Genomic DNA, 16,561 nt, shown 5'->3' on the forward strand with positions numbered 1-16,561 from the left:
CATTCACAGCAAGGTTCACTATGAAATATTGGATGCCAGGGCTCGTCGCCCTGATGGCGGTACCGACCGCGCAGGCGATGAACTATCGCCTGGTTTACTCCCCCAGCCAGAAGCTGGAAGTGTTTATCGATGACGTCAAAAACAGCAATCCGGCAAGCTGGTGCGGCAAAAGCATCCCGCTGCGTATCGTCTCGGCGCAAAGCCAGGATCCGGCGGTGCTGAACGACTTTCTGCCGCGCGTCGGCAATCTGTTGGAAAAGCAGTGTCCGAAAGCCGGCCACCTGCCCTGGACGCTGACCGACAAGCGCGGAGAGAAACTGGCCAGCGGCGAAGCCGCCAAAGCGCGCGGCTGGAAACCGGTGGTCAAACAAGAGGCCTCCGAGCCGCCGGAAACCCCACCGCAACCGGCGATCCCTGCGGCGGTGGCCGTGACGTCTCCGCAGGCAGACAGCGCGCCGGCTCAGCGTTTCAGCCTGCCGCAGGGCTGCCACTTCCGCACCTACTGGAGTGACGAGGCCAACGGCGGCGCGCTGTTCATTCCCGCCGGCGCTGCGCTGCGCTGCGGCGAGGACGGCTGGCTGCAGGGCCGCAGCGCGGTCACGTTGCAACAAGGCGGCCAAACCCTCTCGCCGACGCTGTGGTTCCTGCAAGGTTACCCGCTGGCGCAGGTTAACGGCGGCGATCGCGCGCTGACCGTCGTCAGCGCCAACGCCCAACGTCTGGTTCTGGGCGGCAACCCGCAGGCGCCGGGCAGCTTCCTGCTGCTGAGCTTCGAACCGAAGCTGCACGCCTGGGCGTTCAACGGTGAAGCGATCGTTGAAATGCCGCGCGTCGACGCCGCCGATGAGAACAAGATCAAACAGCGCGTGCAGCAGGCGCAAACCGCCTGGCAGCCGCTGCTGAGCGCCCCCTCCCCGCTGACTTTCAAGCTGGTGGAAAAGCTGGCCACAGACCGCGTTGATCCCGCCAGCGGCAGCTACCTGTCGGTTAACGGCGCCCCTCACTGATTCTAAGGAAAGCCTGTGAAATCATTAGCAAGCATGCTGCAAGGCCAGTCGATCGGCGCGGCCATCACCACCGTCGAAAACGATATCAAGGCGAAACCGGCGGATGCCGACCTGCGCGCCGCGCTGGTGCAACTGCTGTGCCTGAGCGGCAACTGGACGCGCGCCAACGCGCAGCTGAAATCCTGGCAGGCGCTGAAACCGATCGCCCAACCGACCACGCTGCTGCTGATGCAGTCAGTCAACGCCGAGCTGCAACGCCAGGCGGTGTTTGCCGGCACGGCCGCGCCGGCGCTGCTGCGGCAGGATCAGCCTTGGCTGAAACTGATGGTGCAGGCGCTGCATCAGGATGCGCAAGGGGCGGCCGAACAGGCCCAGGCGCTGCGTGATGACGCGCTGGAGGCCGCCCCGGCCGGCGCCGGGCGGTTAACGCTGGCCGAAGGCGAACAAGAACGGCAGCTGCGTTTCGACTGGCTGACCGACGGTGACGGCCGCCTCGGGCCGGTATGCGAACTGGCGCTGAACGGCGTTTACTACTGGCTGCCGTTTGCCGACATCGCCGCGATCCAGTTCCAGGCGCCGCAGAGCGCCATCGACCTGGTGTGGAGCCATGCGCTGGTGCGCCTGACCGATGGCCGCGAACAGGTGTGTCAACTGCCCGCCCGTTACCCGCTGGCAGAAGGCAGCGACGACGCGCTGCTGCTCGGCAAGCGCACCGAATGGCAACCGCTGGGCGACGGCACCCACTATGCGGGGCTGGGCCTGAAAACCTGGCTCAGCGAAAGCGATGAATTCCCACTGCACAGCCTGCGGCAGCTGAGCTTCGACGCGAGCGCCTGACCATGAACGATAAGCGCCCACCCCACTACGACGGCAGCGATCTACGCCACCAGGGCTATCGCTATCGTCAGGACAGCGAACGCCTGACCTCGCGCGACAAAATGCAGCCGGTGCTGCTCGATATGCTGACCGACGACGAACCGCAGAAAAAGCAGGAGGCGCAGGCGCGCAACCTGGTGTCGCACAGCGAGCTGCGCCGCCGGGTATTGCGCGATCTGCAGTGGCTGTTCAACTGCGTCAACAGCGAATCCAATCTGGATCTCGGCGATTTTCCGCAGGTGCGGCGCTCCACCCTGAATTACGGCATCGCCTCGCTGGCGGGCAAGCGCATGTCGGACATCGAATGGCTCGACATTCAGCGCGCGCTGACCGAATCCATTCTGCATTTCGAGCCGCGCATTTTGCCCGAGGGGCTGCAGGTGCGCTGCATCTCGGATACCGGCTCGCTGGAGCTGCACAACGTGCTGTCGATCGAAATCAAGGGCCGCCTGTGGTGCGTGCCCTATCCGCTGGAGTTTCTGTTCCGTACCGACGTGGATCTGGAAAATGGCCACTTCGATCTGAAAGACATAGGGTAAGGCGATGGACAGTAAACTGTTAGATTATTACAACCGCGAGCTGGCCTATCTGCGTGAGATGGGCGCCGAGTTCGCCGAACAGTACCCGAAGGTTGCGGGCCGCCTCGGCATGCGCGGCATCGACGTGGCGGACCCTTATATCGAGCGCCTGATGGAAGGCTTTGCCTTCCTCACCTCGCGCGTGCAGCTGAAAATGGACGCCGAGTTCCCCCGCTTTTCTCAGCGCTTGCTGGAGATCATCTACCCCAACTACCTGTCACCGACGCCGTCGATGGCGATCGCCGAGCTGCAGCCGGACAGCAGCAAAGGCGACATCAGCAACGGCTTCGTGGTGCCGCGCGGTACCATGATGGACAGCCAGACGCTGAAGAAAAGCGGCATCACCTGCAGTTACACCACGGCGCATGACGTCACGCTGCAGCCGGTGCGCATCGCCGGCGTCGAGCTGGGCGGCATTCCGGCCGATATCCCGCTGGCCTCGCTGGGGCTGCAGCACAGCGGCTGCGTCAGCGCGCTGCGCATTCGTCTTGAGTGCTACGAAAGCGTGACGCTCAACAATCTGCAGCTGGATCAATTGATGTTTTACCTGGCCGGGCCGGACATGCAGGCGCAGCAGCTGCTGGAGTTGCTGATGCAGCACAGCGTCGGGCTTGTCTGCCAAACGGTGGAGGCTCAGCCGCAGCGGCGGGCGCTGGCGTTGGACGGGCTGCGACAGGAGGGCTTCGCTGCCGATCAGGCGCTGCTGCCCAACGATCTGCGCAACTTCGAAGGCTACCGGCTGCTGCAGGAGTATTTCGCCTTCCCGGCGCGCTTCCAGTTCTTCAGCGTCAACGGCCTGCGTCCGCTGCTGCAGAGCGTGCGCGAAGGGAAAAAGGGGCTGCGCCAGTTCGAGATCGTGGTGCTGCTGGATCGACACGACGCCGCGCTGGAACGGGTGGTCGACGTCGCCCATTTGGCGCTGCACTGCACGCCGGTGATCAACCTGTTTCCGAAGGTCGCCGAACGCATCGCGATCAACGAAAAAAACCACGAATACCATCTGGTGGTCGACAATATCCGGCCGCTGGATTACGAAGTGTTTTCAGTGCAGCGGCTCGGCGGCAGCGCCAGCGAAAAACGCTACGAGCAAGAGTTTCGGCCGTTTTACAGCACCCTGAGCGCGGACGACGGCAACTATGGCGCCTACTTCTCGCTGCGGCGCGAACAGCGCACGCTGTCGGAGCACGCCCGCCGCTACGGCACCCGCACCGGCTACGCCGGTTCGGAAGTGTTCGTGTCGCTGGTGGACGAGCGGCAATCGCCGTGGCACAGCGATCTGAAATACCTCACCGCCGACGTGCTGTGCACCAGCCGCGACCTGCCATTGATGTTGCTGCAGCAGGATCAGGGCAACTTCGTGATGCCCGATTCGATCCCGATTAAGCAGGTCTCGCTGCGCAAAGGCCCCACCCCGCCACGCCCGGCGCTGGCCGAAGGGATGATCACCTGGCGGTTGATCAGTCAGCTGCAGCTGAATTACCTCAGCATGATGGACGGCGATCCGGAACAGGGCGCCGCCAGCCTGCGCCAGCTGCTGGGGCTGTACGGCAACCTGAGCGAGCCGGCGATCGCCAAACAGATCCAGGGCGTGCGCCACTGCAACCTGCGGCCGGTCTATCGGCGAGTGCCTGAACCCGGCCCCATCGTATTCGCGCGCGGCATCGCCATCGATCTGACGGTCGATGAGCAGGCGTTCTCCGGCAACAGCCCTTACCTGCTCGGCAGCGTGCTGGAGCGCCTGTTCTCGCGCCTGGTGGCGATGAACACCTTCACCGAGATGACGCTCTCCAGCCAGCAGCGCGGCGAGATCGCCCACTGGCAGGCGCGCATGGGCAAAAGGACGCTGATATGAGCGCGGAGATGATCGCCACCGAACTGGCGCCGCCGCAGATCAACGCGCTGTATCGCCTGCCGGACGACTTCTGGCCGCGGCTGCGCAGCGCGCCTTACAAGCACGATCTGTTTCAGCTGCTGCGCCGCATCGACGCCCAGGGCGGCCAGCCCTACCTGCTGGGGCGCGCGCCGCTGCCGCGCCACGAGATGCTGCGCCTGGGCCAGGAGCCGTCGCTGTCGTTCGCGCCCTCCACGCTGGCGCAGGTGACGCCGCGCGCCAACGGCCCGCTGCACGACGTTTCGATCTTCAGTTTCGGCCTGTTCGGCCCCAACGGGCCGCTGCCGCTGCACCTGACCGAATACGTGCGCGAACGGGTATACCACCATCAGGACACCACCCTGCTGGCGTTCACCAACCTGTTCCATCACCGCCTGACGCTGCTGTTTTATCGCGCCTGGGCCGACGCACAGCCGACGGTATCGCTGGATCGCCCGGACAACCGGCGCTTCGACGAGTACCTGTCGAGCCTGATCGGCATCGGCCAGCCGGCGCAGCAGGAGCGCGACAGCATCAACGCCCACGCCAAGCATTTTATGGCCGGTCATCTGATTCGCCACAGCCGCGATCCGGAAGGCCTGAGCAAAATTTTGCAGCAGTATTTCAAGGTGCCGGTGCGCATCGTCGAAAACGTGCCGCACTGGCTGCGGGTGGAGCCGCGCGAGCAGGCGCGGCTCAAGGCCGGGCGCGGTGCGCCGCGGCTCGGCGAGTCGGCCTTTCTCGGCATCGCGGTGCGCGATATTCAGCACAAATTCCGTATCGAGCTGGGGCCGATGCCGCAGCAGGACTATGACCGTTTCTTGCCGGGCGCAGAGCTGTGCCGGCAACTGCGCGACTGGGTGCGCCAATATCTGGGCATCGAGTTCGTCTGGGAAGTGCGCCTGATCCTGGCAAAGGAACAGGCGCACGGCACCCAGCTCGGCGGCGCGCAGCGATTGGGCCTGAGCAGTTGGCTGGCCAACCATCGGCGACAGCGCGATCTCGACGATCTGATCTTCAGCCCTGAACCGCTGGAAAATCCGTTCTGACCCTATTTCGGCCGACGCTCCGTGGCGTCAGGCCACCCTGAGACCTGAGGAAAACCATGTCTGAAATCAGCCGCTCGGTATTATTTGGCAAACTGGATAGCCTGTTATTCACCTCTCTGGAAAGTGCGACGGCGTTTTGCAAGCTGCGCGGTAACCCCTACGTCGAATTGGCGCACTGGCTGCATCAGCTGATGCAATCGCCGGACGGCGATCTGCAGCAGATCGTTCGCCACTTCGCGTTGGACGAGGCGCAGCTGGCGCGCGACATCGTCGAGGCGCTCGATCGCCTGCCGCGCGGCGCCAGCGCCATCTCCGATCTGTCCGAGCACATCGACAGCGCGGTAGAGCGCGCCTGGGTCTATGGCTCATTGAAATTCGGCGCGTCGCGCATCCGCGGCGGCCACCTGCTGCTCGGCATTCTGAAAACCTACAGCCTGCGCCATCTGCTGAAGGCCATTTCCCCGCAGTTCGAGCGCATCAACGCCGATCTGTTGATGGAGCAGTTCGCCGCCATTACCGCTCACTCGGCGGAAAACGCCCAGGATGCGCCGGCGGAAAGCCACGCCGAGAACGCATCCGGCGCGGCGCGCAGCGGTGAAAGCGTGCTGGCGCAGTATGCCCAGGATCTGACCGCCAGAGCGCGTGACGGCGAGATCGACCCGGTGGCCGGCCGCGATGAGGAGATCCGGCAAATCATCGATATCCTGATGCGCCGCCGCCAGAACAACCCGCTGCTGACCGGCGAGGCCGGCGTCGGCAAAACCGCGGTGGTGGAAGGCCTGGCGCTGCGCATCGTGGCCGGCGACGTGCCGCCGCAGCTGCGCGACGTGAAGCTGTGCCTGCTGGACATCGGCATGCTGCAGGCCGGCGCCGGCGTTAAGGGTGAGTTTGAAAAACGGCTGCAGGCGGTGATCGACGAAGTGCAGTCCAGCCCGACGCCAATCATCCTATTTATCGACGAAATTCACACCCTGATCGGCGCCGGCGGCGCCCAGGGCACCGGCGACGCGGCCAACCTGCTGAAACCGGCGCTGGCGCGCGGCCAACTGCGCACCATTGGCGCCACCACCTGGTCGGAATACAAGAAATACATCGAGAAAGACCCGGCGCTCACCCGCCGTTTCCAGGTGGTGCAGGTACACGAACCGAGCGAAGACAAAGCGCTGTTGATGCTGCGCAGTACCGTCAGCCCGCTGGAGCAACACCACCGCGTGCTGCTGCTGGATGAAGCGGTGGACGCCGCGGTGCGGCTGTCCCATCGCTATATTCCAGCCCGCCAGTTGCCGGACAAGGCGGTAGCGCTGCTGGATACCGCCTGTGCGCGCGTGGCGGTCAGCCAACACGCCGAGCCCGCCCAGGTCGAAGACTGCCGCCACCGCATCGATGCGCTGCAGATCGAATTGGATATCGCCCGCCGCGAAGCCAAGGTCGGCATTGGCGATCCCCTGCGCCCGCAGGAGATTGAAACCCAGCTGACCGCGCTGCGCCAGGAGTTGGAACAGCTGACCGACCGCTGGCAGCAGGAGCTGGCGCTGATCCAAGAGATCATCACGCTGCGCGCGCAGTTGCACCGGCAGGAAGCGGAGCCTGCCGGCGAAGAAACGGAGGCGGCCCCTGACGCCGACGCGCTGCGCACCCAGCTGGGCGAACTGCAGCAGCAGCTGAGCGCGCTGCAGGGTGAAGCGCCGCTGATCTTCGCCGCCGTCGACGCCAACATCGTGGCGGCGGTGGTGGCCGACTGGACCGGCATCCCGCTGGGCCGCATGGTGAAAAACGAGATTGAAGCGGTGCTGCAGCTCTCCGACACCCTGAATCAGCGCGTGATCGGCCAACGCCATGCGCTGGATCTGATCGCCCGCCGGGTGCGCACTTCGCGGGCGCGGCTGGACGATCCGAACAAGCCGGTCGGGGTGTTCCTGCTGGCCGGGCCATCCGGCGTCGGCAAGACCGAAACCGCGCTGGCGCTGGCGGAAACCCTGTACGGCGGCGAGCAGAACGTCATCACCATCAACATGAGCGAATTCCAGGAGTCGCACACCGTTTCGACGCTGAAAGGCGCGCCCCCCGGCTATGTCGGCTACGGCGAAGGCGGCGTGCTGACCGAGGCGGTGCGCCGCCGTCCATACAGCGTGGTGCTGTTGGACGAGATCGAGAAGGCGCACCCGGACGTGCATGAAATCTTCTTCCAGGTGTTCGACAAGGGCTGGATGGAGGACGGCGAAGGCCGCCATATCGATTTCCGCAACACCATCATCATCCTGACCTCCAACGTCGGCACCGATCTGATCGCCGGGCTGTGCAGCGATCCGGAGCTGCTGCCGGAGCCGGAGGCGCTGAGCGGCGCGCTGCGCCAGCCGCTGCTGTCGGTGTTTCCGGCCGCCTTGCTCGGCCGTCTGCTGGTGGTGCCGTATTACCCGCTGACCGACGCCACGCTGGGCAACATCGTGCGCCTGCAGCTGGGCCGCATCCAGCGTCGCCTGGCGGAGAATCACGACATCGTCTGCACCTTCGACGACGCGGTCATCGAGCAGATCGTCAGCCGCTGCACCGAAGTGGAGTCCGGCGGCCGCATGGTCGACGCCATCCTGACCAACACCCTGCTGCCGCAGATCAGCCACACCCTGCTGACCGGCAGCGCCAACGACCAGCGCTATCGCCAGCTGCACATCGCGCTGCAGAACCACGAATTCATTTGTCAATTTCAGGCATAACGCCGCGGCCGCCGAGACGGCGGCCCTTTGAATACAGAGAGTCATCACTATGTCGGGAACCGGGATAACCAAACCGAATTCGAACAGCCTGCCGAGCGGCTATCGATTCAACGAATTCGAGATCCAGGAAGCGATCGGCGAAGGCGGCTTCGGCATCGTCTACCGCGCCTACGATCACCAACTGGAACGCACCATCGCCATCAAGGAGTACATGCCGACCTCGCTGGCGAAACGCAACGACGATCTCAGCATCGGGCTGCGCGGCGAGCGCTTCGGCAAAACCTTCCAGGCCGGGCTGAACAGCTTTATTCAGGAGGCGCGTCTGCTGGCGCGCTTCTCGCATCCCGGCCTGCTGCACGTGTTGCGCTTCTGGGAAGAGAACGGCACCGCCTACATGGGCACCCAGTTTTACAGCGGCACCACGCTGAAAAACCTGCAGGCGCAGCAGCCGGAGAAAATCGACGAGGCGTGGATCCGGCGGCTGCTGCCGCCGCTGTTCAGCGCCATCAACACCATCCATCAGGAAGGCTATCTGCACCGCGACATTTCGCTGGATAACATCCAGATCCAGGAGAGCCAGCTGCCGGTGCTGCTGGACTTTGGATCGGCGCGCAAAGAGATCGGCAACCTGTCGGACGAAACGGAAATCATGCTCAAACCGGGCTTCGCGCCGATCGAGCAGTACACCGAGAACAGCGACGGCGAACAGGGGCCGTGGACCGATATCTATGCGCTGGGCGCCGTGCTGCACACGCTGATCGTCGGTTCGCCGCCGCCGGTCAGCGTGGTGCGCAGCATCGAAGACAGCTACCAGCCGCTGGCCGAGCGCCGCCCCGCCGGCTACTCGCCGGAGCTGTTGCGCACCGTCGATCGCGCGCTGGCGCTGAAGCCGGAAGACCGCCCGCAGACCATCGATGAAATGGCCGAGCTGTTGCATCTGCCGATCGCCGATGAAAACGAAATCATCAGCACCCCGGCCGCCGCGCCGGAGAACTTGTTGGTCGCCGCCAACCCGGCCGCCGCTGCGGCCGCCGCCGGCGCCGTTACCGCGCGCGGCACCCAATTCTCGCGCCCGATGATGGCCGGCGCAGGCGTCGCGGCGCTGCTGGTGATCGGCGCGATCGCCTGGCTGAGCGGCGGCAAGGACGATGCCCAGGCCGTCGCCCAAAACACCGTGGCGTCACCGGCACAGAAAACCCTGACGGAGCAACCGAGCGCGCCGCAAACCGCGCAGCCTGCAGCGGCGGAACCTGAAAAAGCGGCGCCACCACCGCAGCCGGTGGCGCTGGTGTACTTCAAACTGCAGCCGGGTGAGCAGGTCAGCCTCGACGGCAAGCCGCAGCAGGTGACGCCGGGCGAAAACGGCTTCGCCAGCCTGAACCTAGCGCCGGGCCGTTATCAGTTGGAGATCCGCCACAACGATCGGCTGCGCCGCCAACAGCTCAGCATCGACACCGCCGGCACCTGGCTGGTCAACCCGGCCACCGCCGGTTAATCCCGTTCTTAAACGCCGCCGCGGCGGGGTTTTCCCTATTTCATGAGACTGACGCATGCGTCAATCACAGAGGACGTTCTCATGTTGGATCGCATTATTGCGCACACGCCGCTGGGCCAGGAGCAACTGCTGTTCCGCTCGCTGGACGGCATCGAAGCGCTTTCCACTCCTTTCGACTTCGATATTGAATTGCTGAGCACCGACGCGCGGCTCGATCGCAAAGCGCTGCTCGGCCAACCGCTGACGCTGGAGATCCCGACCCAGGGCTTTCTCAGCGCCCCGCGCTACCTGAACGGCAAGATCACCGCCATCGCCGTCAGCAGCGAAGAGATCGGCGGCACGCGCTACGCGGTGTATAACCTGCACGTGCAGCCGGATCTGTGGCCGATGACCAAAGACCGCAACTTCCGCATCTTCCAGGAACAGACGGTGCCGCAGATCGTCAAGACCCTGCTGGCGGAGCACAACGTGCAGCTGGAAGATCAGCTGACCGGCGACTATCGCCTGTGGGGCTACTGCGTGCAGTACAACGAAAGCAGCTTCAACTTCATCAGCCGCCTGATGGAGCTGGAGGGCATCTATTACTATTTCAAACACGAGATGGGCAAACACACGCTGGTGCTCGGGGATGCGCCCCACCACCACCAGCCCTATCCCGGCTACGAGATGATCCCCTACCACCTGACGCCGTCCGGCGGCAGCACCAGCGAGGAAGGCATCAGCCAGTGGACGTTGTCCGATCGCGTCACGCCGGGCATCTACAGCCTGGACGACTACGATTTTCGCAAACCGAACGCCTGGCTGTTCCAGGCGCGGCAAAACCCGGTCTCCCCCACGCCGGGGCAGATCGACGTTTACGACTGGCCAGGCCGCTACACCGAGCATCAGCAGGGGGAGTTCTACGCCCGCGTGCGCCAGGAGGCCTGGCAGGCCGAGCATCAGCAGATCCGGGGCACCGCCACCGCGTTGGGCATCGCTCCCGGCAGCACCTTTACGTTGTATAACGCCCCGCACGCCGACGACAACCGCGAGTACCTGACGCTGCAGGCCAACTACCATCTGAAAGAGAACCGCTACGCCAGCGGCGACGATCAGAGCAGTGAACACCGCATTGACTTCACCGTGCTGCCGGCGGACGTGCCCTGGCACCCGCCGCAGCAGGCCATCTGGCCGAAAACCCACGGGCCGCAGACCGCCCGGGTGGTCGGTCCGGCCGGCGAATCGATCTGGACCGATAAATACGGCCGCATCAAGGTGAAATTCCACTGGGATCGCTTCGGGCCGAAAGACGACGGCAGCTCCTGCTGGGTGCGTGTCTCCAGCGCCTGGGCCGGCCAGGGCTACGGCGGCGTGCAGATCCCGCGCGTCAACGACGAAGTGGTGGTGGACTTTATCAACGGCGATCCGGATCGGCCGATCGTCACCGGGCGCGTCTATAACGAAGCCAGCATGCCGCCGTGGGCGCTGCCGGCCGCCGCCACCCAGATGGGCTTTATGAGCCGCACCAAGGACGGCACAGCCGACAACGCCAACGCCCTGCGTTTCGAAGACAAGGCCGGCGCCGAACAGGTGTGGATCCAGGCGGAACGCAACATGGACACCCAGGTGAAAAACGATGAAAGCCACACCATCGCTAACGACCACACGCATCTGGTGGGCGGTAACCAGATCAAACGGGTGGTGCTCAATCAGGCGACCGGCGTCAAAGGCGAATCCTCCGCGCTGACCGGCAAAACGCGCAGCGACGCCGTAGTCAACGCCTTTACCCTCGGCTCCGGCGAATCGCTGCGGCTGGAGTGCGGCGAAAGCGTGATCGAGCTACTGGCGAACGGCCAAATCAACATCACCGGCACCAGCTTCAATATCACGGTGAAAGAGGACGGGGAGATCAACACCGGCGGCCAGCTGGATCTCAACCAGCCTGGCGGCGCCGCGCGCACCGCCGCACCGGGTGGCGGCCATCAGGCGGCAATCCAGAGCGCCGTCGATCAGCTGTTCCCGAAATCCTGATGCCGACGCGGCCCTGCGCCGCGTCCTTTCCCCCTGATTACTTGCAAGGACATCCATGGATTACCTTTTCCAGGAAGGCTATTTCACCCTACCCGCCATCGCCTGGCAGGACTGCACGGTCAATATTCTCAAAAACCCGCAAACCGGCGCCTCGCTGGTCATCACCCGCGGCATCATTCCACAAGGTGCCACGCTGGAGGACGAATTCGAGAAGCAGTGGCAAGCACTGCTGCCACAGATCAGCGATTTGCAACAGTCGCCGCGCCGGCGCATCAGCGCCGGGCCGCAGGGCCATCTCAAGGCGATTGAAGTCACCAGTCGCTTTATCCGCGCCGGACACCACCATCATCAGCATCAGTTGACGGTGCAGCCGGACGAGAGCCAGACGTTACTGATCGTCACCTATGCCGCCATGCGCCCCTTCACCCCCGAGGATGACGCTCACTGGCAGCAGGTGAAAGCGTCGCTGGTCTTGACCGAACACAGTGAACGATAGCCATGGCTGAGATCTGGGCAGCAAGAAAGGATGACGAACTGATCCACACCAGCGCGTTGGCGGACATCGCCAGCGCCGTCGCGGAAGTCGCGGTATATGCGGTAGCGACCGCCGCCGTGTCCGCAGCAGCCGCCGCCGCAGCGCCGGCATTGGCAGGGGTGGCGGTGCTCGGCGCAGCGGCGACGGCGGCCTCCGGCTGCGTCGGCGCCGGGCTAATCGTCGGTTTTGTCACCAGCCTGACCGGCGTCGGAGAACATATCAGCAACGGCTGCGACGCCGTGGCCAACTGGCTCTTCCCGCCTTCCGTCTCCGGCGTCATTCTCACGGGCTCCCCCAACGTCTTCACCAACGCCAAACCGGCGGCACGCGCCGCCGGTCGCTTACTCACGCCCGCAGAGATCAAAGCGTTACCGGCGCCACAGCCGCCGCAAAGCTTCTGGGATTATGGCGCCGAGCTGCTGGCCGCCGGCGGTAATATCCTCTCGCAGCTATGGCAGCCCGGTGTCGCCGGCCCCAGCCAGCCCAGCCAACCGCTGGAAGAAGATAAAATCAGCTGCGACAAACACCCGCTTCCGCAATACCTGGCGGAAGGCTCCCGTAAAGTATTTATCAACGGCCAACCGGCCGTACGCAGCAATGACCGTTCAACCTGCGAGGCGAAAGTCTCGACCGACGTCTCCAAAAATGTGCAGATCGGCGGCGGCACGGCGGTGGTACGCGACATCAAGAGCGGCAAGCTGCCGGGTATCGGTTTGGCGCTGACCGTGCTGCCGCTGCTGCTCGGTAATCCGGCCAAGCTGGTTAAGAACCTGCCTTGCATGATCGGCGGCGGTCTGGCGGCGGCGGGCGTTAACGCCCTCGGCGAAGCGATCCACGCCGCCTTTAACCCGGTGCATGCCGCCACCGGCGCCAAGGTATTGAACGGCGAAGAAGATCTGGACCTGTTGCTGCCGGCGCGCTTTCCGCTGGTCTGGCAGCGCAATTACAACAGCCGCAATGGCTATCAGGGACTGTTTGGCCACGGCTGGCGCACGCCTTTTGAAATTTGGGTCGATCTTAACGACCGGGACGGCGTCGTTGAGTGTTGCCTGCATGATGAAACCGGTCGTGAGCTACGCTTCCCGCTGCCTGAGGTGAACCAGCCGAGCTTCAGCGCCGGTGAAGGGCTGATGTTCCGCCGCGGTGAAGAGGGACAGCTGCTGATCGCCGACACCGACGGCAGCGTCTGACGCCTGTTCGTGCCGCTGCCGCAGAACCCTTCCCGCCTGCGGCTAGTGTCGTTGAGCGATGAGTACGATAACGCGCTGCTGCTGAACTACGACGAACGACAGCGCCTGAGCAGTATCACCGATAGCGCCGGCGCCATGACATTGCGGCTGGAATACGGCGATCCGCGCTTCGACGATCGCGTCACCGCCTTGCGACATAACGACGAAGCACGCGTACGCTACCGTTATGACGACGGCGGCGATCTGCATCAGGTGATCGACGCCGGCGGCTTGGTCACGCGTGAATTTCACTATAACGCCCAACATCTGTTGACCCGCCACCAACAGGCCGGTGGGCCCAGCTTCGAGTATCGCTGGGCGATGTTCGACGACTGGCGCGTGGTGGAACACCGCGACAGCGCCGGCGGCGGCTGCACAATCGACTACGATTTGGCCACCGGGTTAACGACGGTCACCGAGTATGACGGCTTGCGGCACCAGCACCGCTGGAACGCCCAACGGCTGATCGTCGAATATACCGACGAGCGTGGTGAGGTCTGGCATTATCAATGGAATGACGAAGACATGCTGATCGCCACGCGCGATCCGCTCGGCCACGGCTGGCATTTCCGCTACGATGAAGCCGGCAATCTGGTCGAGGAAGAGGATCCGCTCGGCCATATTCGCCTCACCGGTTGGCTACCGCAGCGCGCGCTGCCGATCAGCGTCAAGGAGCCCAACGGCGCCACACAGCATTTCTACTACGACGAGCGCCATGCCTTGATTGCCGAGATCGATGCGCTCGGCCATACCCAGCGCTACCTGCGCGATGGCTATGGCCAGGTGGTGCAAGCCGTCGACGCCAACGGCGGCATCAGCCATTTCGCTTATGATGAGCACGGGCAATTATTGCGCGCCCGCGATTGCTCCGGCAAACAAACCCTCTACAAATATACGGCTCAAGGCTGGCTCAGCGAGGTAACCGACGCCGCCGGCGAACGCGTTCATTACCGCTACGATGCCGCCGGTCGCCTGACACAGCTGCAGCGCGCCGAGGGCTGGCAAGAGACGCTGAGCTGGAACGCGCAGGGCCAGTTGGATCGCTATCAGGGGGCCAATGGGCGCCTGACGCATTATCGCTATGACGCAGCCGGCCGCCTGCTGGCCACGCGCAATCCGCTCGATGGCGAGGTGGTGCGCCACTACGACGCCCGCGGCAGATTAACGGCGCTGCGCAACGAGAATGCCGAAAGCTACCTGTTCCATTGGACGGCCTGCAACTTGTTGCAGGAAGAAATCGGATTGGACGGCGTCAGCACCCGTTATCGTTACGACGAATGCCGCCGGGTCGTCGAGCGCCGCTTCGCCGCCAATACCTCCGCCTCCTTCTCGCACTATTTCAGCCATGACGCCGCCGGCCAACTGGTGAGCAAACAAACGCCCGATGGAGAAACCCGCTACCGCTACAGCCCGATCGGCCAACTGCTGCATGCCGCCAGTGACCGCGGCAACGCATGGCATGACGAGCCGACAACGGCTCAGAGCGAGGTCAGTTTTGACTATGACTTGCTGGGGCGGGTAACCCGTGAACAAGGTGCCAACGGTACGCTGCGCTATGATTACGATCCGATGGGTAACCGCACGCAAACCACATTGCCCGACGGACGCGCGCTGCGCGCGCTGTACTATGGCAGCGGCCACCTGCTGCAGCTGGCGCTGGACGATATCACCCTCAGCGAGTTCGAACGCGACAATCTGCACCGCGAGCTGAGCCGTACGCAGGGTCGCCTGACCAGCCGAGTGCATTATGACCGGCTGGGGCGCAAAGACCGGCGGGAGATCTTCAATGACAACCGCCAGCGCCCGGCGCCGGCCAGCAGCTCGCGCCAATGGACCTACGACTATCAAAACAACCTGACGCGCGAAGAACACAACGCCAACCCGTTCTCCTACCAGCGTTATCAGTACGATGCCTCCGGTCGATTGCTGAACCGGGACGGCACGCTGCCGGATACCGAGCGCTACCGGTACGATCCGGCATCCAACCTGCTGGATGAGGGGCAATTCCGCCAGCGGCACAACCGCGTACTGCATTATCAGGGCGTTGATTATCGGTACGATGTCTTTGGCCGCACGGTGGAAAAACGCAAAGGCCACTACCGTTGGCAATATCTCTACGACGCCGATCATCGCCTCTGCGAGGTGGTGCGCTACAGCCAGCATCGCAGCGAAGCACAGCAGCATGTGCAGTTCCACTATGATCCGCTCGGGCGGCGCACGCAAAAGCGGGTGTGGCAGCAAAGTCAGGATCTGCGCCAACCGGCCGGCAAATGCCAAACCACCACGTTTTTGTGGGAAGGTTTCCGGCTGCTGCAGGAAACTCGCGACGGCATGCCCCTCACCTATGTCTATGCCGATCAGGGCAGCTATGAACCTTTGGCGCGCATCGACGGCCACGCGCCGGCCCAAGTGTTTTACTTCCACACGGCGCCGAACGGCGAACCGGAAAGCCTGACCGACAGCGACGGAACGCTGCGCTGGCAGAGCCACAGCAGCGCCTGGGGCCGCATAAAGTATGAGGAAAATCAGCAAGATCTGGATTACTCCCAAAACCTGCGCCTGCAGGGTCAATACCTGGATCGGGAAACGGGATTGCACTACAATTTGTTCCGCTATTACGATCCGGATATCGGCAGATTTACCCAGCACGATCCGATAGGTTTGGCCGGCGGGATCAACCTGTACCAATACGCGCCGAACTCGCTGGGTTGGGTGGATCCGTTGGGGTTGAGTTGCGGCAATTCCTGGAATAATTTTCAATCGAAGTCGAAAGGTGTTTTTGCATCCAGAAGCCAGGCATCTAAAGCTTATAATCTGTGGAAAAAACAAGATTGGGCGGCCTTAGAAAAATTCATGGGGCATGGCTCATGGCCTCCCAATAGAGGTTTTGTACAAGCAACGCCTACTACTCTTATGCCTGGAGCAAAAATTGATAGATACGGTGGCTGGACAAATAATGGCGTATTCAACGACCGAGGTACCTTTGTCTCTCCTGCTGGAGCCTCTTTTGGCAGCCGGGCATTACCGTTAGATACACTGGAAAAACCGTATCGAGTATATGAGGTGGTTAAACCAATCCAAGCAGATATGGGGCCTGCTATACCGTGGTTTAACCAAGCTGGTGGAGGAACACAATTTGAACTGTCCAAATCCATCAGTCAACTTCTTGCAGAAGGCCGAATCCGGCCAATTTGAGGAATT

General features: G+C 63.3%; 11 protein-coding genes. All 11 read left to right on the forward strand.

Annotated features, from left to right (window positions below; all coding sequences use genetic code 11):
* The first annotated feature begins 20 nt into the window (after positions 1–20).
* The 11 genes from IT763_RS14320 to IT763_RS14365 all read left to right on the forward strand — a co-directional run bounded on the left by IT763_RS14320 (position 21) and on the right by IT763_RS14365 (position 16,555).
* The gene (locus IT763_RS14320) at positions 21–1,007 is read left to right on the forward strand and encodes a type VI secretion system-associated protein (protein WP_206194789.1); all 987 of its coding nucleotides are present in this window, start codon (positions 21–23) and stop codon (positions 1,005–1,007) included.
* A gap of 15 nt (positions 1,008–1,022) precedes the next feature.
* Positions 1,023–1,844 (forward strand): type VI secretion system accessory protein TagJ, encoded by an 822-nt coding sequence (locus IT763_RS14325; protein ID WP_269472475.1) that lies wholly within the window; start codon positions 1,023–1,025, stop codon positions 1,842–1,844.
* 2 nt (positions 1,845–1,846) lie between these two features.
* Complete coding sequence (locus IT763_RS14330; protein WP_049299094.1) at positions 1,847–2,422, forward strand: type VI secretion system baseplate subunit TssE; 576 nt, start codon at positions 1,847–1,849, stop codon at positions 2,420–2,422.
* Between the two features lie 4 nt (positions 2,423–2,426).
* The gene (tssF, locus tag IT763_RS14335; RefSeq protein ID WP_004934987.1) at positions 2,427–4,313 is read left to right on the forward strand and encodes a type VI secretion system baseplate subunit TssF; all 1,887 of its coding nucleotides are present in this window, start codon (positions 2,427–2,429) and stop codon (positions 4,311–4,313) included.
* Positions 4,310–5,380, forward strand: a complete 1,071-nt coding sequence (gene tssG, locus IT763_RS14340; protein WP_206194790.1) for a type VI secretion system baseplate subunit TssG — start codon at positions 4,310–4,312, stop codon at positions 5,378–5,380. Before tssF ends, tssG begins: the two co-directional genes overlap by 4 nt.
* Positions 5,381–5,436: 56 nt before the next feature.
* Positions 5,437–8,091 carry a type VI secretion system ATPase TssH gene (tssH, locus tag IT763_RS14345; RefSeq protein WP_143778253.1) on the forward strand — a complete coding sequence of 885 codons (2,655 nt, stop codon included), beginning with the start codon at positions 5,437–5,439 and terminating at the stop codon, positions 8,089–8,091.
* A 49-nt stretch (positions 8,092–8,140) separates the two neighbouring features.
* Positions 8,141–9,586: a serine/threonine-protein kinase gene (locus tag IT763_RS14350; RefSeq protein ID WP_193842866.1), complete on the forward strand. Its 1,446-nt coding sequence runs from the start codon at positions 8,141–8,143 to the stop codon at positions 9,584–9,586.
* Between the two features lie 81 nt (positions 9,587–9,667).
* Positions 9,668–11,596 (forward strand): type VI secretion system Vgr family protein, encoded by a 1,929-nt coding sequence (locus IT763_RS14355; RefSeq protein WP_206194791.1) that lies wholly within the window; start codon positions 9,668–9,670, stop codon positions 11,594–11,596.
* A gap of 55 nt (positions 11,597–11,651) precedes the next feature.
* Entirely contained in the window at positions 11,652–12,092 is a 441-nt protein-coding gene (locus IT763_RS14360) for a DcrB-related protein (RefSeq protein WP_016927243.1), read from the forward strand.
* A 2-nt stretch (positions 12,093–12,094) separates the two neighbouring features.
* The gene (locus IT763_RS23380) at positions 12,095–13,321 is read left to right on the forward strand and encodes a DUF6531 domain-containing protein (protein ID WP_241005474.1); all 1,227 of its coding nucleotides are present in this window, start codon (positions 12,095–12,097) and stop codon (positions 13,319–13,321) included.
* Between the two features lie 9 nt (positions 13,322–13,330).
* Complete coding sequence (locus IT763_RS14365; protein WP_241005475.1) at positions 13,331–16,555, forward strand: glycohydrolase toxin TNT-related protein; 3,225 nt, start codon at positions 13,331–13,333, stop codon at positions 16,553–16,555.
* Positions 16,556–16,561 lie beyond the last annotated feature (6 nt).

Source organism: Serratia sp. CMO1, assembly GCF_015689115.1.
Classification (GTDB): Bacteria; Pseudomonadota; Gammaproteobacteria; order Enterobacterales; family Enterobacteriaceae; genus Serratia; species Serratia marcescens.